Annotated in this window: 16 protein-coding genes; 12 read left to right on the top strand and 4 right to left on the bottom strand. The window is 69.3% G+C overall.

Features of this window, described 5'->3' with window-relative positions; genetic code table 11:
- From K0H49_RS15655 to K0H49_RS15665, 3 genes are all read right to left on the bottom strand, one after another.
- On the bottom strand, window positions 1–462 hold a 462-nt coding region (locus K0H49_RS15655), incomplete at its 3' end, for a leucine zipper domain-containing protein (protein ID WP_257624901.1).
- 81 nt (window positions 463–543) lie between these two features.
- Entirely contained in the window at window positions 544–1,524 is a 981-nt protein-coding gene (locus K0H49_RS15660) for an acyl-CoA dehydrogenase family protein (RefSeq protein ID WP_219214260.1), read from the bottom strand.
- Window positions 1,525–1,606: 82 nt separating this feature from the next.
- Complete coding sequence (locus K0H49_RS15665) at window positions 1,607–2,575, bottom strand: tripartite tricarboxylate transporter substrate binding protein (RefSeq protein ID WP_257624902.1); 969 nt, start codon at window positions 2,573–2,575, stop codon at window positions 1,607–1,609.
- 95 nt (window positions 2,576–2,670) lie between these two features.
- On the opposite strand from K0H49_RS15665, the gene K0H49_RS15670 reads away from it, so the two are divergent.
- Complete coding sequence (locus K0H49_RS15670; RefSeq protein WP_219214264.1) at window positions 2,671–3,681, top strand: IclR family transcriptional regulator; 1,011 nt, start codon at window positions 2,671–2,673, stop codon at window positions 3,679–3,681.
- Window positions 3,682–3,691: 10 nt separating this feature from the next.
- On the opposite strand, the gene K0H49_RS15675 is transcribed toward K0H49_RS15670, so the two are convergent.
- Entirely contained in the window at window positions 3,692–4,438 is a 747-nt protein-coding gene (locus K0H49_RS15675; RefSeq protein ID WP_219214265.1) for an SDR family NAD(P)-dependent oxidoreductase, read from the bottom strand.
- Between the two features lie 206 nt (window positions 4,439–4,644).
- On the opposite strand from K0H49_RS15675, the gene K0H49_RS15680 reads away from it, so the two are divergent.
- The 11 genes from K0H49_RS15680 to K0H49_RS30640 all read left to right on the top strand — a co-directional run bounded on the left by K0H49_RS15680 (window position 4,645) and on the right by K0H49_RS30640 (window position 23,794).
- A complete protein-coding gene (locus K0H49_RS15680) occupies window positions 4,645–5,883 on the top strand; it encodes a thiolase family protein (protein WP_219214267.1) in 1,239 nt (412 codons plus the stop codon).
- A gap of 54 nt (window positions 5,884–5,937) precedes the next feature.
- Window positions 5,938–6,801: a MaoC/PaaZ C-terminal domain-containing protein gene (locus K0H49_RS15685; protein WP_219214269.1), complete on the top strand. Its 864-nt coding sequence runs from the start codon at window positions 5,938–5,940 to the stop codon at window positions 6,799–6,801.
- The gene (locus K0H49_RS15690; RefSeq protein ID WP_219214271.1) at window positions 6,798–7,514 is read left to right on the top strand and encodes an enoyl-CoA hydratase/isomerase family protein; all 717 of its coding nucleotides are present in this window, start codon (window positions 6,798–6,800) and stop codon (window positions 7,512–7,514) included. The genes K0H49_RS15685 and K0H49_RS15690 overlap by 4 nt, the downstream gene beginning before the upstream one ends.
- Window positions 7,515–7,570: 56 nt before the next feature.
- The gene (locus K0H49_RS15695; RefSeq protein WP_219214273.1) at window positions 7,571–7,888 is read left to right on the top strand and encodes a GAF domain-containing protein; all 318 of its coding nucleotides are present in this window, start codon (window positions 7,571–7,573) and stop codon (window positions 7,886–7,888) included.
- Between the two features lie 64 nt (window positions 7,889–7,952).
- On the top strand, window positions 7,953–8,126 hold the full coding sequence (locus K0H49_RS15700; protein WP_219214275.1) for a hypothetical protein: 174 nt from the start codon (window positions 7,953–7,955) through the stop codon (window positions 8,124–8,126).
- A 763-nt stretch (window positions 8,127–8,889) separates the two neighbouring features.
- Window positions 8,890–9,564, top strand: coding sequence for an STN domain-containing protein (locus K0H49_RS15705; protein WP_219214277.1), 675 nt, complete (start codon window positions 8,890–8,892; stop codon window positions 9,562–9,564).
- A gap of 7 nt (window positions 9,565–9,571) precedes the next feature.
- Window positions 9,572–10,120 (top strand): RNA polymerase sigma factor, encoded by a 549-nt coding sequence (locus tag K0H49_RS15710; RefSeq protein ID WP_219214279.1) that lies wholly within the window; start codon window positions 9,572–9,574, stop codon window positions 10,118–10,120.
- Between the two features lie 35 nt (window positions 10,121–10,155).
- Window positions 10,156–11,148 (top strand): FecR family protein, encoded by a 993-nt coding sequence (locus K0H49_RS15715; RefSeq protein ID WP_257624903.1) that lies wholly within the window; start codon window positions 10,156–10,158, stop codon window positions 11,146–11,148.
- A gap of 206 nt (window positions 11,149–11,354) precedes the next feature.
- A complete protein-coding gene (locus tag K0H49_RS15720) occupies window positions 11,355–21,452 on the top strand; it encodes a two-partner secretion domain-containing protein (RefSeq protein WP_219214284.1) in 10,098 nt (3,365 codons plus the stop codon).
- A gap of 1,685 nt (window positions 21,453–23,137) precedes the next feature.
- Window positions 23,138–23,590, top strand: a complete 453-nt coding sequence (locus tag K0H49_RS30635; RefSeq protein WP_257624951.1) for a filamentous haemagglutinin family protein — start codon at window positions 23,138–23,140, stop codon at window positions 23,588–23,590.
- Between the two features lie 12 nt (window positions 23,591–23,602).
- Window positions 23,603–23,794: a hypothetical protein gene (locus tag K0H49_RS30640; protein ID WP_257624904.1), complete on the top strand. Its 192-nt coding sequence runs from the start codon at window positions 23,603–23,605 to the stop codon at window positions 23,792–23,794.
- Window positions 23,795–23,945 lie beyond the last annotated feature (151 nt).

Genomic DNA, 23,945 nt, shown 5'->3' on the forward strand with positions numbered 1-23,945 from the left:
AGTGATGCGGTGGCCGACCTTGTCGAAGCGCCCCAACTTTTTGATGTCGATGTGCAGCAGTTCGCCAGGGTTGTCGCGCTCGTAGCGTTGCACCGGCTCGTCCGGGCGCAGGTCGCTCAGTCGAGACAGCCCGGCACGACGCAGCACGCGGCTGACGGTCGCCCTGGACACGCCCATGTAAGAGGCGATGCGTGCCTGCAGGAAGAGCTTGCGGCGCAACTCCACGATGGCCAGGGCCACATGAGGCTCGATGGAGCGAGGCGACTTCTCGGGACGAGAGGACTTGTCCAGCAGGCCCGCCGCGCCATCGACCAGGTAACGGGCCAGCCACTTGCGGGCAGTGACGGCGCTGACACCATGTGCGAGAGCCGCATCTGATGCGCTGACGCCACGCTCAGTGATGTCGTGAACCATCTCCAGGCGGCGCAGGTACGTCAATCGGGCATTCTTATGGGTGTTCATCCGGTTCGGGGTTTTGAGTGGATTGGGCGTTTGGCGATTTCCAGTCTCTCAAAACTTCTCCGGGTGAACACCCGAAACAACCTATTGGGCCTTCACACCTAGCGCGCCCTTCATGTGCTCGACCAGGCAGTGGTCCACGAGGACCCGCGTCGTGTAGGCGAGCGTCTTCACCTCGGCGAGCTGGAAGCGCAGGTGCTGGTGTTCGATCAGTGCCTTGCCGAAGGTCTGGCGTTCCTTGGCATAGTCCACCGTCCAGCCCAGCGAGGCCTCGAGCAGCGAGGCGCACCGCATCGCGACCATGAGGCGTTCCTGGATCAGCCCGCGCATCAGGTAGGTGAAGGCCTGGTTCTCTTCGCCGAGCCGGTCGTGCGCGGGCACGAAGACGTCGTCGAAGAACAGCTCCGTGGTGTCTTGCGCCTTCTGGCCCAGCTTGTCCAGCGGTGCGCCCTTGCTGAAGCCTTCGGCATGGGCGTCCACCCAGAGCAGGCTGATGCCGTGGCGCCCCGCTTCGGGCGCGGTCTTGGCCGCGACCAGGACGCGATCGGCGTTCCAACCGTTGGTGATGAAGGTCTTCTGGCCCTTGAGCCGGTAGCCGCCCGGCACTTTCGCCGCTGTCGTGCGGATGGCCTTGACGTCGCTGCCCGCAGACGGCTCGGTCATGGCGATGGCCGCGATCACCTCGCCGCTGGCCAGCCTGGGCAGCCACTGGTGTTTCTGTTCCTCGGTGCCGAAATGCAACAGGTAGGGCGCCACCACGCCCGAATGCGTCGTGAACCCCGAAACGCCCGATGCCAGCGCCGTCGCGATCTCCTCCACCAGCACCGCGAAGTGCAGGAAGTCGCCGCCGCCGCCGCCGTATTCGGCGGGCAGGTCGGGCAGCAGCAGCCCGGCGGCACCCGCCCGGGTCCAGATCTCGCGCGGGGCGCGGCCTTCGCGTTCCCAGTCGGCGTGGAAGGGCAGCACCTCCTTTTCGAGAAAACGCCGGACGGTTTGGCGAAAGAGTTCGTGCTCGGGCGAAAAGAGATTTTCCCGGCTGTTGGATTGAGTTGAATTGTTGCTCATGGATTGAATTCGAGTGCCGCTCATTGTCTGGCGCGGCGCAGTCGAATTTTAATTTGAATGATATGAATTGGGAGCTGGAATTTCAATCAACCTTCAGGCCGCTGCTTTCCACGATCTTCCCCCATTTTTCCACTTCGCTCTTCATGTGCGCGCCGGTTTGTGCGGCATCCAGGTGAAGCGGCAATGTATTCAGCGTGGCCATGAACTTCTGGACTTCCGGGTCCTTGGAAATGGAAAGAACGGCCGCCGAGAGGTCGCTCACCACCGGTTTGGGCGTTTTGGCGGGGGCCAGAAAATAGTAGCCTGGGCTGACGTCGAATCCCCTGAGGCCGCTTTCGTCCACGGTCGGCACGTTCGGCAGTTCGGGATGGCGCTTGAGGGAGGTCACGGCGATGACCTTGACCCGTCCGCCCTTGGCCAGGCCGATCGCAGTGGCGACCGAGTCGAACATCAGGTCCGTCTGCCCGGCCATCAGGTCCGATTCGGCCAATGCCGCACCGCGGTACGGCACGTGCACGAGCTTGGTTCCGGCCATGGCGTTGAACATCTCGCCGGACAGGTGCTGCGACGACCCGACGCCCGCGGAACCGTAGGTCAGGTGCGCACCAGGCTGTCGCGCTGCATCGATGAGCTCTTTGACCGTGTTGATCTTCGAGTCGGGTGGAACGATGATCACGTTGGGAAGCTGTGCGATCGCGGCGATGGGTGCCAGTTCGGCCTGCCAGTCGTAGGGGTTGCGCTTGAGCGCGACGTTGCTCGCGATGTAGTCCGAGCCCAAGGCCAGGGTGTAGCCGTCGGCCGGGCTCTTGGCCAGCGTCTGGATGGCGATGTTGCCGCCCGCGCCCTCGCGGTTCAAGGTCACAAAACTCTTGCCCAACCTGTCGCCGAGCTTCTTGGCGTACATCCGTGCCATCTGATCGGTGCCGCCGCCGGCCGCGAATCCGACCATGACCGTGACCGGGCGGGCTGGATATTTTTCTTCTGCCATCAATGTCTGAGCTGCAGAAGAAAACAGCATTGCAGCCAAGAGTCCTTGAATGATTTTTCTCATGATATGTCTCCTCTGGTTGGATATCTCAATCCGACGCGATGAATGGTTGTTTAAAGTATTGGCGGTGTATGATGCGTCAACGTTCGGCAGCTCCCATGAAAGGAGTCGCCTGCGTCTGGATGCGATTTCATTTGAAAATGTTCGCGTTTTTGCTGCAAAGAAGAATTGAATTCATTCGATCATTCCGGTTGAAAATGGCTCAAAAAAATACCAAATCTGGCGACGGTAGCGCCTCGAAGGCCAAGTCCGTGGTCGCTGCCGTACCGGCAAAAAAGCGTGCGGGGCATGCCACCCGACGTCCCCGTGCCGATGCGCCATTGCCCGACGAAGACACGGCCGACGGACAGTTCGTGGCGTCGCTGGCCCGGGGCCTGGAGGTCCTGAGCGCCTTTCGCGCCAAGGAAGGGCCGCTGGGCAACCAAGAACTGGCCGAACGGACCGGGCTCACCAAGCCGACCGTCTCGCGGCTGGCCCACACGCTGACGCGCCTGGGCTTCCTTAGCTACAACCCGCGCCAGTCGACCTATGAGCTGGGTGGCCGCGCGCTGGCCTTTGCCTATGCCGCCATCGCGAGCATCGACGTTGCGGCGGCGGCCAGGCCGCTCATGCAGGCGCTGGCGGACGACAGCAGCTTCAACGTCGGACTGGGCATGCCCGACCGGCAGGCCATGGTCTACACCGTCACCTGCGAAGGCAAAGGCCCGATCCATCTTGCGTTGCGGCCGGGCTCGCGCGTGCCGATCATGACCTCGGCCATGGGTCGTGCCTACCTGCTGGGCCTGGAGCCCCACGAGCGCGACGCGCTGCTGCTGGACCTGCAGCGCCATCACGGTAGCGAGTGGGACGAGTTGCTGGCCAAATTCGACGCGGCGCGCGAGGAGTTCCGTTTGCACGGCTTTTGTACGAGCCTCGGCGATTGGCATGCGGACATCCATGGCGTAGCGGTTCCGGTGGCGGCGCCACCAGGGCAGCGCGCCTTCGCCCTCAACCTCGGCGGTCCTTCCTACCTGCTTTCGCGAGACAGGATCTTCGGCGAACTGGGCCCCCGGCTGGGCGACATTGCCAAGCAGATTTCCACCACTCTGCATCTGCCAGCGCGCCGCTGACCGCGCGGCCCTAGTAGCGGCCGCCGGTGACATGGAGGACTTCTCCGGTGATGTACGACGCACGGGCCGAAGCCAGGAATGCCACGGCATCGGCGACGTCGGAGGTGTCACCGATGCGCGGGATCGGCGTCGTCTTCTCGGCCGCGGCGCGCAGTTTCTCGAAATGCGGCAGTGAGCGCACGGCTTCGGTGTCGATGATGCCCGGCGCCACAGCATTGACCGTGATGTTGTAGCGACCCTCCTCGAGAGCCAGCGCACGCGTGAATCCCAGCAGGCCGGCCTTGGCGGCCGAGTAGTTGGCCTGGCCCGGATTGCCCAGGTGCGCACGCGACGAGATGTTGATGACGCGCCCGCCCTGATTCTCGATCATCCACGGCATCACGGCGCGGGTGCAGAGGAAGGCCCCCTTCATGATCACGTCGACCACCGAATCCCAGGCCTGCTCACTCATCTTGACCAAGTGCATGTCGCGGGTGAAGCCGGCGTTGTTCACCAGGATGTGGATGCCGCCCAGGCGTTCGATGACCTGCGCGGCCATGGCCTGGACGGATTGCGGATCCGTGACATCGACCGCCACGGCCAGGGCCCTGTGTCCCGCCGCCTGAAGCTCGGCGACCACCGCCTGGGCTTTCGCCGCATCCACTTCGACCACCGCCACCGACGCGCCTTCGCGGGCGAGGGTGCGGGCCACGCACGCGCCAATGCCGGAGCCTGCGCCGGTGACGATGGCCACCTTTCCTTCGATGTTCAAATCCATTTGTCTCCTTTTCGTGGGTGGGATCGCCAGGGCTTGGTGCCATGCCGCGATCGCTAGAACGAGGTTGATTGAAGCAGCGTACGGCGTTTATGTCAATCTGCGAAAACGATTTTCGCAATATCATGAGCGCACCGGTCCGGCATCGCGGCGGCCTCGGCGCCACGCAGGCGGACCGCACCGCTTCATCAATCGCAACGAAGGAAAACATGACGAACGTCTACATCGTGGGTACCGCCATCACCCCCCTGGGCAAGCACTTGGACAAGTCGGTCAAGCAGTTGACGCGCGCGTCCGTCGACGCCGCTCTCGCCGATGCAGGGCTGCAGAAGGAGGCGATCGAAGCCGCTTGGTTCTGCAACACGCGCCAGGGCGCGCTCGAGGGGCAGCACGGCATTCGCGGACAGTGCGCACTGCGCGCCTACGGCTTCGAGAACATCGCGATCGCCAACACCGACAACGCCTGCGCCAGCTCGAGCTCGGGCCTGATCCAGGGCTATGCGGGCATCGCGTCGGGCCTGTACGACATCGCGCTCGTGGTGGGCACCGAGAAGATGAACTTTCCCGAGAAGCGCGCCGAGATGTTCGAGGCCTTCAAGGGCAGCTGGGACAGGGAACTGGCCGACCAGCATCTCGCGGCGCTGCTCGCCATGGGCGAAGGCATGCCGCTGCCGCCCGAGGCCGCGCTCGCGACAGGCGAGCGCAGCGTGTTCATGGACATCTACGCCGCGCAGGCGCGCTTCCACATGCGGACATTCGGCACCACCCAGCGGCAGATCGCCGCCGTCGCATCGAAGAACCACTGGCATTCGCAGTTCAATCCGGACGCGCAGTACCGCACGCCGATGTCCGTCGAGGAGGTGCTGGCCGACAAGCTGATCGCCTGGCCCATGACCCGGTCGATGTGCGCGCCGATGAGCGACGGTTCCGGTGCGCTGGTACTGGCCTCCGAGCGGGCGCTCGCGAAGCTGGATCGCCACCGCGCCGTGCGCATCCGCGGCATCGCCCTGAGCAGCGGCACGCAGCGCACGCCCGAACAATACGACCGCCATCTCACCCGCATCGCGGCCGACAGGGCCTACGAGATGGCCGGGGTCGGGCCGCAGGACATCTCGGTCGCCGAACTGCACGACGCCTCCGCGATCGCGGAAATCATCCACTCGGAGAACGTGCGCTTCTGCGACTACGGCGAGGGTGGCGCCCTGGTCGAGAGCGGCGAGAGCCGCCTGGGCGGACGCCGTCCGATCAACGTGTCGGGTGGCCTGCTGTCGAAGGGGCATCCCATCGGTGCCACCGGTGCCATCCAGATTCACGAGTTGGTGACGCAACTGCGCGGCGAAGCCGGAGCGCGGCAGGTCGAAGGCGCGCGCCTGGCGCTGGCCGAGAACGGCGGTGGTTTCTACGGTCTCGAGGAGGCCGCCTGCGTCGTGACCATTCTGGAGCGCTGAGCCGATGCTGCGGCTCTTCTGCAATGCCCGTACAACCGATCGAAAAAAACAGACATGCTGGACTACGAACGACTTCTTCACTACCCCGTCCCCGAAGTGCGCCAGCGCTACACGCGCCGGGATGCGGCGCTCTATGCGCTGTCCGTGGGCTTCGCCCAGGACCCGATGGACGAACGCCAACTGCGATTCGTCGATCTGCGCGACGACATGCTCACCACGCCCTCGTTCGCGCTGGTGCTGGGCTATCCCGGCTTCTGGCTCGCGCGCCCCGATACCGGCGTTGACGCCAGTCGCGTGGTGCATGGCGAACAGCACGTCGAGTTGATGCGGCCGCTGCCTGCCGAAGGCGAGATCGTCGGCAGGACCGAGATCACGCGCATCATCGACAGAGGGATAGGCAAGGGCGCGCTGCTGTATTCGCGCAGGACCCTGCTCGATGCTCGTACCGGCGAGCCGCTGGCGCTCACGCGCGCCACGATGCTGCTGCGCGGCGAAGGCGGCTTCGGCGGACCCGCGGGACCCGTCGATGCCCCGCACCCGATGCCGGGCGACGCACCAGACTTCGTGTGTGAGCTAGCGACCAGGCCGGAACAGGCGCTCTACTACCGGCTCAACGGCGACGAGAACCGTATCCACGCTGACCCTTCAGCGGCCCGGGCGGCGGGCTTCGAGCGGCCGATACTTCACGGAATGTGTACCTACGGCTTTGCTTGCCATGCCTTGCTGCGCACGCTGCAGAACTACGATCCGCGCGCGATCCGCTCGATGGGCATGCGGTTCACGACGCCCGTCTTTCCTGGCGAAACCTTGCGCGTGGAGATCTGGAAGGACGGCAGCTTTCGCGTCAAGGTGCCGGAGCGCGGCGTGGTGGTCGTCGACAACGGCTGCATGAGGCGCTTTGGTGGAGGTACACAATGAACGTCGAATTCCACACGCTCTCCCTTTCGCGCACGGAGCGCGTGCTGCGGGTGCGCCTCGATCGACGGCAGGTACGCAATGCAATGAATCTCGCCATGTGCATCGAGTTGCGCACGCTCTTCGAGGGGTTGCGTCACGACGAGGAGACCGATGCCGTCATCCTGGAAGGGGAAGGCTCGTCTTTCTGCGCCGGCATCGATGTCAAGGAGTTTGGTACGCAATCCGCCGATTGGCAGCTCATGCGCCGCAACGAAGGCCTCGACACCTATCTGGCTATTGAGCGGGCGCCCATGCCTGTGGCTGCCATCGTCCATGGGCCGGTCGTCGGTGCGGGCTGCGAGCTCATGCTGAGCTGCGACTTCGCGGTGGCCTCCGACGACGCCACGTTTCGCTGGCCCGAGGCCGCACTGGGCGCGCCGGGTGCCACCCAGCGTCTCCCGCGCGTGGTGGGGTCGGCCCTTGCACGCGATCTGCTTTTCACCTGCCGTCGCATCGATGCGCGCGAGGCTCAATCGATGGGTCTGATCACTCGCATCGTGAGGGCGAGCGAATTGAGTCAGGCCAGCACAGCATTGGCTGCGGAGTTCGCTTACGTCGATGCTCCCACCGCACGGCTGATGAAGCGCAGTACGCAGCTTGGTGCACATCTCCCGATCAGCGCCGCAGTGGACATCGAACGGATGGCCATTCAGGTGGCGACGAAGCGAGCTTGAACCCAGAGCCTCTCCAGATCGAAAGATCGAGATACATTCAATCAGCGGAGTGCGAGTTGAGCCTCGATGACCGTCAGCAGGCGCAGGTCGTCTGCCGTCACATCCGGCGCGAATCATGCCACTACGTCTCCATGGCGGCTCACCAGAAATTGCTCGAAGTTCCAGAGCACATCGCCTTTGCAATCATTTGCCATCCCTATCAAGGCGTGATGGTTTCGTACATAGGTGTTCCGATCACAGAGTTTTTTGAAGGCGGTGAGATCGTCGGAAGCCTCTGTCATTTTGATGTCTGCTCCCAGTTCTTGGACCCAGCAGAATTTGGGCTTCTTCAGCAAGTGGCCAAGCTGATCCGGCCCGCCATGATCAGAGGGTGACTAACGGATGGCGCTACGGACCCGGTGTCTTGCACGTGCCTTGGCTCGTGTGCAAAGTGCCGCCATGAAGCAGATACAAACGATTGCCCGAATTGCTGAGTGGGCAGAGGCTGGCGGCGCGATGCCGATGGATAAGGAGTTGGCTGCGCTGGCGGCGGTTATGGACCACCTCGACACGTACAACGACACCTACGAAGCAGACACGGTCGTGCTCCTAAACGTGCGCGCGGCTATTTAGCAACTCAGCCAGATGCAAATGTGAAAAGCTCCACGGGCGGGCGCACTGCGACCGGCTCAGCTCCCGCGCTTGGCCTTACACCATTCCCACTGTGGCACCGGCTCGGCCGCAGTGTCCAGTACCAACCACACCCGCGCGCACGCCTGACGCTCGAGTTGCTGCAACTGCGGATCGGTTTGATACCGGGTGTACGCCCAGGCTATGCCCGTTCGCGCCAGCGCGGCGCTTGCTCCTTGCCGCGGCACCCCACGCGCGCGGCCATGCAGCCTTAGCGGTCGGTAGTCGTCGGCCGCAGCACCGTTTGCTCGCCCGCGCGCATGGACGCCAGTGCATGCCGGCTGCGCTCACCGAACGGCCGGGCCTTCTCCAGGGCATCGATCTCGGCCAGGCGCACCTTGACCTGTTGGTTGTCGCCTGGCGCACCGTAGCACGCGGTGTGCGTGTCGCCGTTGGCTCATCGGCGGCCGGGAGCGCTTCAGTTGGAGATGATCCCCGCAGTTGCATTCAACCAGCTTTGGGTTGTCTAAAATCCCAGGGCGGCTTGACCAGTTTGACGCTTTCTTGTCTAAACTCGTTTGTAAACGTCCACGCTTGTCTTTGGCATGCTGCCCCGTGCGAGGGCTTCCTGCATTCAAACTGTCACAAACCGCCACTAGCATCGGCTCGCCGCACGGTATCGCCTGGCCCTCCGGGCCATCGATCTTCCTTTCCGCTGACAGGATCCCGCATGTTTCGATTCGCTCGGTTGCGCCCGGCGCGGGTCTTGACCCTGCTCATTCCCCTGCTGTCCGCGGCCTTGTGCATGACCGACGCGACAGCCAGGTCGGTCATGCCGACGACGTCGCAACGCATGGCCTTCGACATCCCCGCCCAGCCCCTGGGCGACGCACTTCAGGCCTATGCGCAGGCTACCGGCCTGTCGGTGTTCTTCGACGGCCAGCTCACCGCGAGCCGCCATTCGATGGCGGTGCAGGGTGAGTTCACGCCGCAAGATGCACTGCAGCGCCTGCTCGAAGGCTCGGGCCTCGTGGCGCGCTTCACCGCGGACACCACGCTGACGCTGGCCGAGGATCTCTCCGCTTCGGGCTCCCCCCCGGCCGTGGCATCCGAGCCGCCCGTGCCTGCGGCCCTGCCGCCGGCCGAAGGCAACGCGCGCGCCGTGCAGCGCGCGCTCGAGCGCGCGCTGTGCCGCTGGCCGCAGGTGCAGCCGGGCGGCTACCGGGCGGTGATCCAGCTGTGGATCGGCCCGGCGGGCCATGTGCAGCGCACGCGGATGCTGGCGTCCACCGGCCTGCCGCCGCGTGATGCGGCCTTGCGCGCGGCCATGGAAACGTTGGTGCTGGCGCCGCCCGCGAGCGAGGCCGAGCAGCCGCTCACCATCCTGCTGCGCCCGCGCAGCGCGGACAGCACGGACGTTTGCGGCGAGCCCGCGTCCTGAAGCCGCGATGGACCAGGACACGCCCGGTTTCCTGCGCGGCTTGCTCGTGAGCCGCTATCAGGAGTTTCGCGGCCGGCTCAAACGCAAGTTCGGTTCCGACGAGATGGCCGACGACGTGCTGCACGAGACCTGGCTGCGCGTGCGCCGCATGGCCGATCCCGGGCCGCTGCAGAGCCCGGTGGCCTACCTGCTGCGCATCGCGGCCAATGTGGCGGAAGATCGCCGGGTCGCGAGCGGGCGGCTGCTCGACTTCGTCGAAGTCGAGGAACTGCTGCACTTCGCCGACGAGAGCCACGACCCGGCCCGCATCAGCGAATCGCGCAGCGAGGTGCACGCATTGGAGCGGGCGCTGGCGGAGCTGCCACGCCGCCGCCGCGAGATCTTCATCGCCTCGCGCGTGGACGAGACGCCGCACAAGGACATCGCGCTGCGCCACGGCGTGTCGGTGCGCATCGTCGAGCGCGAGGTCAAGGCGGCGCTGGTGCATTGCGCCGGCCGGCTGGAGCGCGACGTGATCCAGCGTTTCGGTCCCGGCGCCGGAAGACAGTCTGAGTAGCAGAGCAAGAAAGCAAAGCGAAGCGCACGAGCATGATGGCCGCCAACACCCCGCCCGACAAACGCGCCCTGGAAGACCAGGCGCGGGATTGGCTCGTGCGCCTGAGCTCCGGCCGCGCCACCAGCGTGGACGCCCAGGACTTCAAGCGCTGGTGCGGCCAGAGCCCGCTGCACGCGCAGGTGATGGCCGAAACCACGCGGCTCTGGGACGCGACCCGGCCGGCCGCGCAGGCGCTGGCGCAGCGCATGCGTGCCGACGAGCCCGCGCGCCGCACGGCCCCCGCCGCTTGGCCGCGGGCCGGGCGGCGGCGCTTCCTCGGTGCCGCGCTGGCAGCGGGTGCGACGGCCTTCGTGCTCGTGCGCCCGCCGGCGCGGCTGTGGCCCGCCCTGTCCGACATGACGGCCGACTACCGCACGGGCACCGGCGAGCAGCGCCAAGTGGTGCTGGCGGATGCGGTGGTGGTCGAGATGAACACGCAGACCAGCCTGAACCTGCGGCGCGGCGCCGATGGCGAGCCGGTCGCGCTCGAACTGCTCGACGGCGAGGTGCAGGTGCGCTTGCCCGCCACCCGCAGCACGCCGCTGAACGTCAGCGCGAGCGGCGGCCAGTTGATGGCGGAGGCAGGCAGCCGCTTCAATGTGCGCGCCACCGGCGCCGAGGTGTGCGTGACCTGCATGGCCGGCGCGGTCACGCTGCGGCATGGCGGCCGCACGCTGGTCGCGCGCGAAGCGCAGCAGCTGAACTACGGCCGCCACGGCGCCGAGCTGGCGCGTGCGCGTGACATCGCGGCCGTCGACGCCTGGCGCGAGCGCGTGCTGGTGTTCAACGACATGCCGCTGGCCGAGATGGTCGACGAGATCAACCGCTACCGCCCCGGCCGCCTGATCGTGACCAATGCCGAGCTGGGGCGCCGCAGGGTGCAGGCCCGGCTGCGGCTGGAGCAGCTCGCGCGCGTCGAGACATTGATCGGTGCCAGCTACGGCGCCAGAGTGACGATGCTGCCGGCCGGCATCGTGCTGCTCGGGTAGGCCGCCTCCCGGGCATTCGCGCGTCTGCATGCGTCGCGTGACATGGCTGTGAAAAAAACCGCCGCTCCCGTCGTTCCGAAAATTTTCCCCGTCTTTTGCAAATGCCGTGTCGGTCGCCTCCGGCGAGCGCTGTCTCTTAGGCAGAGCACGGCACCGGGGTGTCGTGCGGGGCAATAACGCGAACGGTTTTTCCACCGAGGTACGACATGAGAAAAAAGACCTTCCGCCGCGCGCCGGTCGCGCATGCGGTCGTCATCGCATGGGCCGCTGCCGGCCTGGCCGGCCAGGCACAGGCACAGCGCGCCTTCAGCGCCGCATGGATGGCGCAGAAGAACATCACGCAGAGCACGGCCGCGGCCACCGGCTATCTGCCGAACGGCATGCCTGTGTCGAGGCTCACGAATCCGCAGCAACAACGGCAGCAGGCCGATGCGCAGTTGCAGCAGTCGGTGCAGAACCTGAACCTGGCGGCGCAGGCCATCGCGGCGCAGCAGGCGGCCCAGGCGGCCGCGCGCGCCGCCGCGCAGCGCGATCCCTCGGTGCCCGACGGCCTGGCCGAGGGCGGCCTGAAGGTCGACACCCACAGCCTCACGGCGGGTTGGCTCAACGCCGGCGCACCGGTGCAGTCGCAGCAGGCCGATGGCCGCACCCACGTGGCGATCCAGCAGACCGGCGACCGGGCCATCCTCAACTGGGAGAGCTTCAACGTCGGCCGGAACACCACCGTGGAGTTCGGGCAGCAGGCCGACTGGGCCGTGCTCAACCGCGTGAACGACCCGCAGGCGCGGCCCTCGCAGATCCAGGGCCAGATCAAGGCCGAGGGCACGGTGCTCGTGGCCAACCGCAACGGCGTGGTGTTCAGCGGCAGCAGCCAGGTCGATACGCGCAACCTCGTGGCGGTGGCCGCGAAGATCGGCGACGCGCAGTTCAAGGCACGCGGCATCTACAGCGCCCAGGAAAGCGGCCAGTACACGCCCGCCTTTACCGAGGCCGGCGGCAAGGTCGAAGTGCAGGCCGGCGCGCAGATCGCCACGCGCCGACCGGCCAGCGTGACCCAGGGCGGCGGCTACGTGCTGCTGCTGGGCCAGGAGGTGCGCAACGCCGGCACCGTCACCACGCCGCGCGGGCAGGTGCAGATGGCGGCCGGCGACTTCTTCATCGTGCGCCCCGGCCAGAGCAGCACCCTCAACCGGTACGCCACCACGCGTGGCAACGAGGTCGCGCCGCAACTCGAGGCCGACAGCAACGCAGGCACGGTCGTCAATACCGGGCTGCTGCAGGCCCCGGAGGGTGACGTCACGCTGGCGGGCCGCAGGGTCGTGCAGGACGGCGTGGCGCTGGCCACCACCACGGTCGACACGCGCGGCACCATCCATTTGCTGAACGCCGCGAGCGACAAGCTCGGCAGCGTGACCGTCTCCGGCCGGGCCTTGAACGCCGTGCTGCTGGACACGCAGGACGGCCGCACGGCGCTGGACAGCCAGCGCGACGCGCTGATCGCCGACTCGGCCGTGCAGGATCTGGCGCGGCGCAACGCGGCGGCGGACATCTTCGACAACCTCGCGCGGCTGGACGACCGGCGCGACCGCTCGCGCATCGAGATCGTCTCGGGCGGCGACGTGGTGTTCGAGGGCGGCTCCAGCACGCTGGCCACCGGCGGCCAGATCGCGGTGAGCGCTTCGACGGGCCGCAGCACGGTGAGCCACGGCGCGCGGCTCGATGTGTCGGGCACCGTGGGGGTGCAGGTGGGCATGGCGTCGAACAACGTGGAGGTCAACATCCAGGGCAACGAGCAGCGCGACGCGCCGCTGAACCGCGACACCACGGCGCTCAACAGCAGCAACGTGTGGATCGACCGGCGCAAGCTGGTGCATGTGGCCGCGGGCGTGGGCGGCTACGACAAGGAGCGCTGGTACACGGCCGGCGGTCTGCTGGAAGTGGGCGGCTACCTGGGCCTGCAGGGACGCACCGTGGACCAGTGGTCCGCGCAGGGCGGCAGCCTTGTCTTCGCGGGCAACGAGCTGGTCACGCAACAGGGCTCGAGCATCAACCTCACGGGCGGTACGCTCGATGTGCAGACGGGCACGATCCGCCAGAGCTGGCTCAAGGGGGCGGACGGCCGGTTGTACGAAGTGTCGAGCGCGCCGGCGGACGTGGTGTACACGGACCTGTACCGGGGCTTCGAGGACACGCACAAGCGCTGGGGCGACAAGACCACCGGCTACTTCTACAGCCCCCTGATCGGGCCGCAGCGGCGGCTGGAGAGCGGGTACACGGTGGGGCGTGACGCGGGGCAGCTCATTGTCTCGACCCATGCCGCGGTGCTGGAAGGCGACGTCACGTCGACCGTCTACCAGGGCCCGCGTCAGACGACCAGGCGGGACGGCGGGGTGGAGGGCTACGCGCAGTCGCACGACGCGGCGCCGCTGGCCGCGCAGCTGGTGCTGGGCAGCTACACCACGGCCTTCAACACCGAGGCGAAGAACGGCCCCATCGGCGTGTTCCAGAACTTCCTGCCGACCTTCGCGCAGGTCGTGTTCGGCACCGACTCGCCGGAACGGGGCGACGGCATCGCGCTGGGCGGCCCGCTGCCGCCAGCGCGCAAGGAGGTGCTGTACGTCGACAGCGATAGGCTCAACGGCTGGGGCCTCGGCGGCCTGACGGCCGGTGGCGCGAAGAGCGTCACGGTCGATGCACCGCTTGCGGTGGCGCCCGGTGGCGGTATCGCGCTCTACGCGCCGCAGATGGACGTCAACGCCAGCCTCACGGCGCATGGCGGCGAGATCGCCGTGGGCAACGTGCTGCCTTCGGTCGCGGGCTCGGGCACCCCGCTCAGCATCGCGCTGTCGCCCACCGCCGGCACCAGGGCGCGGACCGTCGTGGCGGCGGGCGCGACGCTCGACGCCAGCGGCCTGTGGACCAACCTGCTCGCCGACGCGAACGACACCGCGCGCCTGCCCTACATCGACGGCGGCAGCGTGTCGGTGCGCGGCACCGGCGATGTGATGCTGGCCGGGGGGGCCGTGATCGATGTGTCCTCGGGTGCGGCGCTGCTGCGCAACGGCGCGCTGCGCGGCGGCCATGGCGGCGACGTGACGCTGGCCGCCGGCCATGTGGTCGATGCCAATGCGGCGCCCGATCCGCTCGCACTGCTCACGCTGGCCGGCGAACTGCGCGCCTACGGCGTGAAGGGCGGCGGCACGCTCGACGTGCGTTCGGGCACCGCCGTCGGCATCGGCGGTCAGGCGCTCGACACCGAAGGCCTGCTCGCGGCCGGGCAGGCCGCGCCGGTCAACCTGCGGTTGCTGCAGGACTACCAGCTGGTCGCGGGCGACATCGCGCCGATCGACCTCTCGGTGACGCTGACCCGCCGGCCGGCCGGCTACACGGTGACGGGCCAGCAGATCGAGATCCGGATCCCGGGCAATGCGCCGCTGGTGCTGAAGGCGGACTGGGTGGTGCCGTTCAACCTCTTCGATTCGAACGGGGTCCTCCATCGCATCGGCAGCACCGTGCTCGCGGGCACCATGGTGACCCAGGGCTTCTACCTGCCGGTCGGCGTCACCATTCCCGCCGACGTGTTCCCGGACGGGATACCGATCGCGCCGACGCTGGTGCGCTACAACGCCGGCAGCGTGCTCGACATGCCGTTCACGCTGGCGGCCGGCAGCTCGCTCGCCGCCGGCGCGGTGCTGGCGCGGTCCGTCGCGGTGGCGCCCACGGGCACGCTGTCGCCCGCGCTGTTCCAGACCGGCTTCTCGCACTACGTGGTGACGGCAGCCGACGGCCTCGCGATCGCGCCGGGCACGCGCATCGAAGTCGCCATGCCGGTGCTGCGCACCGACGTCGACGGCCTGCAGGCGCTGCCCGGCGGCAGCCGGCTCGCCGCCGCGCTGCCGGTGTGGACGCCGCCGCTCTACCAGGAGGATGCGCAGCACGCCAGGCTCGCGCAGCGCGGCGGCGCGAGCATCGAGTTCGACGCGGGTTCGAGGCTCGGTGGCCCGGGCCTGCTCGCGCCGCTGACGGTGAGCACCGATGCGCACATCGCGGTCGATCCGGGCCAGGCCATCACGCTGTGGAGCAACGGCGGCCAGTTGACGGTGGACGGCCGGCTCGACGCCTGGGGCGGTTCCATCTCGATCGCCTCGCAGCCGACCTCGCAGTTCCGCTACCAGGCCTCGACCACGCGCTCGGTCTGGATCGGCGACGACGCGGTGCTCGACGCGGCCGCGCGCGCCTACGTGGCGCGCGATGCGCAGGGCCGTGCCTATGGCATCGCGCCCGGTGGCGGCTCGATCGAACTCGGCCTGTCCGACTCCTTCCTCGTGATCCGAACGGGCGCCGTGCTCGACGCCTCGGGCGCCTACGCCGAGGTCGATGGCTCGGCCGGCAGCGCCGCCGGCGTGCCCGCGCGGCCGCTCGCGCTGGCCGGTGCCGGCGGCAGCATCGGGCTGCATTCGTACGTCGGCATGGTCATCGACGGCTCGCTGGTCGCGCGCGCGGGCGGCGCCGGCGCGGCCGGTGGCTCGCTGACCCTGGAGATGGCCAACCGGCGCTACCTCGCGGGCGCGGAGAACATCCCCGATGCCGTGCAGACCATGCATGACGTCACGCTGACCCAGCACTACCGCCCCGGCGGCCTGGCCGTCGGCCTCGCGCCGGGCCAGGCCGACGCGGCCCTGAAGTACGGCGCGGCGGTGCTCTCGGCGGACCGGGTGGGCGCGGGCGGCTTCGATGCGCTGACGCTGTCGGCGCACGACCTGCTGCTGTTCGACGGCGACATCGACCTCCAGCTCGGCCGCAGCCTCAATCTGCGCAACGGCTTCCTGGCGGTGGCCGACGCCACGCCCGATGCGAAGGTGCGGCTGGCCGCGCCCTACATCCGGCTCGACGGCGGCAGCTGGGACGGCGCCTCGGGCTATTTCAGCCCCGGCATCATCATCGGCGGCCGGGCCGTGGGCCGTCCGGCGCATGGCAACAGCGCGCTGACGCTCGACGCGGGCCTGATCGACATCTACGGCCGCATGCAGTCGGGTGTCGTCGCCGGCTACGGCGACGGCTCCGTGACGCCGAACGGGCCGAGCGCCAGCCGCATCGTCGAGGCCGACGGCTTCGCGGCCGTCACGCTGCGCAGCGAGAGCGACATCCGGCTCGGCAATGCCGCCTTCGTCGTCACCGGCGACCTGCTGATCGAGGCGGCGCAGCTCTATCCGCTGAGCGGGCAGCGCGGCGTGGTGATCGCGGGCCAGGCCAGCCTGCCGAATGCCTCCAATGCCTGGGACCAGTCGCGCAGCCTGGTGATCCGCTCGAACGGCCACGCCGCGCCGGTGCCCGATTCGGTGTTCGGCCAGCTGGTGCTGATGGGCCCGACGCTGGACCAGGGCGGCGTGGTGCGCGCGCCGCTGGGCACGATCGGCCTCAACGACATCGGCGGCCAGCTCTACGGCCCGGCCTGGATGAACAGCGTCATCGCCAATCCCGAGGTGCTGCCCTGGATGAAGCTGGTGCTGCGCGACGGCAGCCTGAGTTCGGTGAGCGCCGCGGGCCTGACCATGCCCTACGGCGGCACGCAGGACGGCCTGACGTACCGCGGCACCGACGGCACGCTGTTCAGCCTTGGCGGCAATTTCACGCAGCGGCTCAATTCGAATTCGCCGAGCGATTCCTACGTGCTGGCGCAGGGCATCTCGATCGGCGGCGGCTCGGTGGTGGCCGAGCCGGGCTCGGTGCTCGATCTCTCGGGCGGCGGCGACCTGCGCGGCGCGGGCTTCATCACCGGCCGCGGCGGCTCGGTGGACGTGCTGACGACGGCGCTGGCGAATGCCAACCCCGCGGCCTATGCGGCCGCCGCGCAGGGCAGCGCGGTCTATGCGATCGTGCCCGGCTACGCCTCGGCCTATGCGCCGGTGGTGCGCGACAAGGGCGCCGGCGATCCGGCGGTGGGCCGCCAGCTCACCGTCGGCGCGGGGGTGCCGGGCCTGCCCGCCGGCACCTACACGCTGCTGCCGGCCAGCTATGCGCTGATGCCGGGCGCCTTCCGCGTGGAGGTGGGTGCGCGCATGGGGGCCCTGTCGGGCAGCGCGGCCGCCGCCGGCGCGCTGGCGGATGGCAGCGGCTCGTGGGCCACCACCGGCACGCTGGGCATCGCCGACACCGGCATCCGCGACAGCCTGCCGAGCCAGCTGCTGCTGACGCCGGCGCAGACGGTGCGCCGCTTCTCGCAATACAACGAGACCCGCTACGCCGACTTCGCGAAGGCGCAGGCGGCCCTGTTCGGCAACGTGCGGCCGTTGCTGCCGGCCGACGGCAAGGTGCTGCGCTTCAGCTTCGCCCAGAACGATGCGGTGGCACCGCTGCAGTTCGAGGGCCGGGTGCTGCTGGACGCCGCCCCGGGCGGGCTGCGCGGCCAAGTCGGCCTGCTGGGCGACAAGCCGATCGACATCGTCGGTGGCACCGCGCAGCCCAAGGTGGGCGCCATCGAGGTGTCGGCCGACATGCTCAATGCCTTTCGCGCCGACACGCTGGCGATCGGCGGCATCTACACCTTCTTCAACGGCCTGGACTCGTCGGGCGACAGCGCGCGCGTGTACTTCTCCAACGGCCTGGGCGCGGGCCTGGTGAACGTGCGCAGCGGCGCCACCGTGCGCGCGGGCCAGATCTTCCTGATCGGCAACCAGGTCGAGGTCGAGGGCGGGGCGGTGCTCGACACCCGCGGCATGGGCCGGCCCGGCGTCGACTCCGATCTGGGCTTCCTCTATGCCAACGGCCCCGGCGTGTCGAGCGCCCCGTACTCGCCGGCGGTGTTCGCCGTGAGCAACGGCTGGCTGGATTTCCTGCCGGCGATCGGCACGGGCCGGATCACGGTGCGCGACGGCGCCACGGTGCTCAGCGAAGGCACCATCGCCTTCGCCGCGCCGGGCGGCCTGGCGCTGGGCGACGTGAACCTGGGCGCGCGCTACCTCACGGTGGCGCAGGACCAGATCCACATCGGCACCGCCGCCAGCCTGGCGGCCGCGCAGGCCGCCGGTGCCATGCAGCCGGGCTGGCAGCTGACGCAGGGCACGCTCGACCGCCTGCTGCGCCCCTCGGCCAGCACCGGCGTGCCGGCGCTCGAGCGGCTGAGCCTCACGGCCGGCGGCGCCTTCAACTTCTATGGCGCGCTGACGCTGGACACCGGCGATTCGCCGGTGCAGCTGGTGTTCAACACGCCGGCCTTCTACGGCCTGGGCGGCGACGGCGACACGGTGCGCATCGCCACGCGCGACTTCGTCTGGAACGGCATCGCCACGGGCAACGGCACCACCACGCCGTACGCGGGCGCGGCCCCGGTGGCGGTGCAGCCCGGCGGCCCGGGCACGGGCAGCGGCACGCTGGTGATCGATGCGCGCACCGTGCAGTTCGGCTACGACGCGCTGAGCCAGCCGCAGCGCCAGGCCGAACTCGAGCGCCTGGCGCTGGGCTTCGGCGCGGTGAAGATCCAGGCGGCCGACCGCGTCACGGCCAACAACAAGGCCGCGCTGCTGGTGGGGCGCTCGCGCGACGCGGACGGCACGCTGCAGGGCGGGTCGCTGTCGATCGCGACGCCGCTGCTCACGGGCCGGGCCGGGTCGGCGATGCGCTACCTGGCGGGTGGCGACATCGAGGTGTCGGCCCCCGCGGGCGCGGCCGCGCCCGACCCCGATGCCATCGCCGAACTCGGCGCCTCGCTGAGCCTGCAGGGCCGGCGCGTGTCGCTCGACACGACGGTGGCGCTGCCCACCGGCATGCTCCGGCTGCTGGCCGACGGCGACATCGCGCTGGGCGAGAACGCGCGCATCGACCTGTCCGGCCGCGCCGTGCAGTTCTACGACATCACCAAGCACAGCTGGGGCGGCGGCGCGACGCTGGCGAGCACCCACGGCAGCATCGCGCAGGCCGCGGGTTCGCGCATCGACGTGTCGGCCGCGCACGAGAACGCGGGCTCGCTGACGCTCGACGCCAAGGCGGGCACGGTGACGCTGGCCGGCGCGCTGTTCGCAGCGGGCGGCGGCGCCGGCTTCGCCGACGGCAAGTTCGACCTGAGCACCCGCGGCATCTCCGATGCGGACTTCGCGGCGCTCAATGCGCGCCTGAACGAGGCTGCCTTCTTCGGCGCGCGCGGCTTCGTCGTGAAGCAGGGCGACCTGAACGTGGGCGAGGGCGTGCGCGCGCGGCAGGTGAGCATCGCCACCGACGCGGGCCGCCTCACGGTCACCGGCACCATCGACGCCTCGGGCGCCACGCCCGGCAGCATTCGCCTGAACGCCAGCGGCGACCTGACGCTGGCGGCGGGCGCGGTGCTCGACACCCATGCCACCACACGGGTCACCGACAGCTACGGGGTGCCCGTCGAGGCGTCGAACCGGGCGAAGATCTCGCTGGGCAGCACCGGCGGCACGGTGCGCCTCGAACCGGGCGCGACCCTGGACCTGCGCTCGCCCGACGGCGTCGCGCGCGGCCACGTCGACATCGACGCGCCGCGCCTGGGCAGCACCGGCACCAGCGCCACCGGTCCCGATGCGCCGGCCAACGCCACCGGCGGCGACATCGCGATCGCGGCCGCGGGCCCGCTCCACATCAAGGGCGCGCAGGCCATCGCGCTGAACGGCGTGGCGCGCTACACCAATGCGCGGCCCGACCCCGACGACGCCAACGGCCAGGTCGTCGACCAGGACTACCTGGATCGCATCGACAGCGACAGCCGCGCCTTCGACACCGCCGCGCGAGGCAACGCCGACCTGCGCGCGCGCATGGCCGGGCTCACGGCCTATGGCGAGGCCTTCCATCTGCGCCCCGGCGTGGAGATCGCCAGCGGCACGCCCACCGGCAACCTCACGGTCAAGGGCGACCTCGACCTGTCGGGCTACCGCTATGGCCCCGCGGCCGACCGCGACCTGGCCTCGGCGCGCTACGGCGCGGGCGAGCCGATGTCGCTGGGACTGCGCGCGGGCGGCGACCTGAACATCCACGGCAGCATCAACGACGGCTTCGCGCCGCCGCCGGCCACGCCCGACGACAGCGGCTGGCAGACCCGCGTGCAGGTGCTGTTCACCAACCAGCCGGCGCCGAAGGACGTCACGGTCAGCGTGCCCTTCAACGCCACCTGGGGCGATTTCTGGTACGTGTTCCCCGGCATCTTCTCGGGCGACTACCCGGTCGTGGTGTCCGGCTCGATCAGCGACGACTACGGCACCTACGGACCGGGCGACACGATCTACAACGGCTTCCTGGCCGGCACCATCACGGTCGCGGCCGGCACGGTGCTGACCACGGTCGCGCCGGGGGGCGCCGACATCCTGCTCAGCGGCCCGCGCGCCGAGCCCGGCCGCCTGTGGGCCGCGTCGCAGATGCTGGCCGCGGGCAGCCTGTCGGCCTCGATCCGGCTAGTGAGCGGTGCCGACCTCGGCGCCGCCGACACGCGCCGGCTGCAGGGTGCCGCGCAACTGGCCGGCCGCGGCAACCTGGTGCTCGACGACCTGCATCTGGCCGGAACGACCACGCAGTTCACCGTGCAGGCGCCGAGCGTGGTGCGCACCGGCACCGGCGACCTCGAGCTCTACGCCGGCGGCAGCTACCGGCAGGAGTCGCTGTTCGGCGTGTACACGGCGGGCACCTCGGTGGCCGGCACCGGCAACGACTCGGGCTACAACGCGCCGCGCGCCAGGCTGCCCGACGGCAGCGTGCTCGGCGCGGGCAACGCGGACTACGAGCGCACGCTGCCCGCGCAACGCCTGTGGTTCACTGAGAACGGCGGCGACTTCACGCTCTCGGCGCAGGGCGACATCCTCGGCTACCTGCAGCCCGAGACCCTGTCGACCGGCGAGTGGCTGTGGCGCCAGGGCGGCGCCGAGATCGGCGAGCGCACGGCCTGGGGCCTGAACTTCGGCAGCTATGCCATCGACGGCTGGCCGACCCTCGCGCAGTCGCGGCTGGGCTTCGGCGGTTTCGCCGGCATGGGCACGCTCGGCGGGGCAATGCCAGCGTGCACGCTGGCGGCAACATCGGCACCACGGGCTCCTTCACGCGCGGCCTGCTGGTCGCGGTGGGCAGCACCGGCCGCGTCGCGGACGGCGGCGTGCTGGCGCAGACCGGCGGCGGCAACCTCGACGTCTCGGCCGGCGGGCAGATCCGCACCGGCCTGTATGCCAACCTGCGCGGCGACACGCGCATGGCGGCCGCCGACGTGGGCAGCGTGGTGCTCAAGAACTTCGCCACGCCCAACAACCAGGACCCGCGCGCGGTCGATCCGCACACGCCCTACAGCGGGCAGCGCGACGGCGTCGTGAACTTCGCGCCGGGCGACGGCGTGCTGCGCATCGAGACGCTGGGCGACCTCGCGATCGGCGCGGTGGTGGACGCGGGCCGCGCGGGCGAGCGCGTCGAGACGCAGGCCCGCAGCGGCAGCCTCAGCGGCCCGACCGCCAGTTGGTTCACGCTGTGGACCGACCGCACCGCGCTGGACCTGTTCTCCGCGGGCGGCAACGTCTCGCCCTTCGGCATGCCGAACATGGATCCCGTGACCAACAACCAGGACGTGAGCAGCAGCACGAACATCATGCCGGCCACCCTGAGCGCGGTGGCGGCCGGCGGCAGCATCTACTACGCGACCGATGGCCTCGCCGCCGGCCAGATGATGCCGTCGCCAGTCGGCCACCTGGACCTGCTGGCGCGCGATCTCGTGAGCGGCGACGCGACCAATTCCATCAGCTTCGGGCACAACCCGATCGGGCCGCTGGGCACGGCGCTGTCGAGCATGGTCACGCCGCTGCGCCCGGGCTGGCGCATGCTGCGCGACAACCCCGGCAACCCGCTGGCCGCCACCAACTACTGGAACGCCGGCAAGCTGCAGCCCTACGAGTCGGACGCGATGTACCAGAACGGCTTCGCCGACTACATCCCCGCGCATGTCGGCACAGGCGGCACGCTGTTCAACTTCGGGCTCAACACCGTGAGCGACGCCAGCATGGCCGGCACCGGCGTGGCCTCGCACATCTACGCGGTCAACGGCGACGTGCTGGCGGTGCAGATCGGCAACCTGCAGAACGTGAGCCTGGGCAACGGCGAGGCGCCGATCCCGGCCTACCAGGCTTCCAAGCCGCTGCGCATCCTCGCCGGCGGCGACATCGTCAACAGCAGCGGCCTGATCGTGCAGAGCGACCCGGCCGAGATCTCGATGATCGCGGCCGGCGGCGACATCCTCTACACCAACTTCAGCATCGCCGGCCCCGGCACGCTAGAGGTGTCGGCGGGCGGGCAGATCTACCAGGGCAACCGTGCCAGCCTGACCAGCCTGGGCGCCATCGCGCTCGGCGATCGGCGCCCCGGTGCCGACATCGTGGTGCAGGCCGGCCTGGGTGCCGGCCTGCGCGGGCAGGGTGCGAGCGACTTTGCGGGCTTCGCGGCGCAGTACCTGGACCCGGCCCGCGCGATCGACGCCTCGGCGGCGCTGGCCGACCAGCCCGGCAAGGTGGTGAAGACCTACGACGCCGAGCTCGCGCAATGGCTGCGCGAGCGCTTAGGCTACGCGGCTTCGTCGCCGGCCGATGCGCTGGCGCATTTCCAGGCCCTGCCGCCCGAGCAGCAGCGCGTTTTCGTGCGCGCGGTGTTCTATGCCGAGCTCACGGCCGGCGGGCGCGAATACAACGACCCCGACAGCAAGCGCTACGGCAGCTACCTGCGCGGGCGCAATGCGATCGCGGCGCTGTTCCCCGAGCGCGACGCGAACGAGCAGCCGATCGCGCGCGCGGGCGGCCTCACGCTCTACCAGGGCAGCAACGGAAACGCCGGCATCCGCACCGTGGTGGGCGGCGACATCCAGACCCTGACGCCGGGCGGCAGCACCATCGTCGGCGTGGAGGGCGTGACCCCGGCGAGCGTGGGGAGCGTGAGTCCCGCCGGCCTCATCACCCAGGGCGAGGGCAGCATCGACATCTACAGCCAGGGCAGCATCCTGCTGGGCCTGTCGCGCATCATGACCACCTTCGGCGGCGACATCCTCGGCTGGTCGGCCGAGGGAGACATCAATGCCGGGCGCGGCTCGAAGACCACGCTGGTCTACACGCCGCCCAAGCGCGAGTACGACACGCTGGGCAACGTGAAGCTCTCGCCGAACGTGCCGAGCACGGGCGCGGGCATCGCCACGCTCGATCCGATTCCCGAGGTGCCGCCGGGCGACGTGGACCTGATCGCGCCCTTGGGCACCATCGATGCGGGCGAGGCGGGAATCCGCGTGTCGGGCAACGTGAACCTCTCCGCCTTGCAGGTGGTGAACGCCGCCAACATCCAGGTCAAGGGTGAATCCGCGGGCTTGCCGCTGGTGGCGTCGGTGAACGTGGGGGCGCTGACCAACGCCAGCGCCGCGGCCTCTCAGGCCTCGGCGGCGGCCCAGGAGGTGCTGCAGCGCGAACGCGTGGCCGCGCGCTAGGCGCTGCCCTCGGTGTTCACGGTGCGGGTGCTGGGCTTCGGCAACGAGCCGCTGGGGGGCGCGGCGGCCCCTGATTCCCGCGGGGCCGATGCAGGCGGCGCTTACGACGCCCGCAGCCCCGTGCAGGTGCTCGGGCGCGGCCCGCTGGGCGAGGCGCAGAAGGCCATGCTGACGGCGGCCGAGCGGCGCAACTGGCGGCCGTGATGAGGCACCGGTGCTGCGCCGCCAGGGCTCGTACCGGCTTCTTACACCGAGCCTCGCATAGCGATTTACTTCAAGTGCACCAGATCCCTGATGTCGATCAAAGCGCGGCCCTGTCCTGCGTGGTACCAGGCAGGTTGATGAGCAACTCGAG

Origin of the sequence: Variovorax boronicumulans, assembly GCF_019352895.1 — a bacterium.
Lineage (GTDB): Bacteria > Pseudomonadota > Gammaproteobacteria > Burkholderiales > Burkholderiaceae_C > Variovorax > Variovorax boronicumulans_A.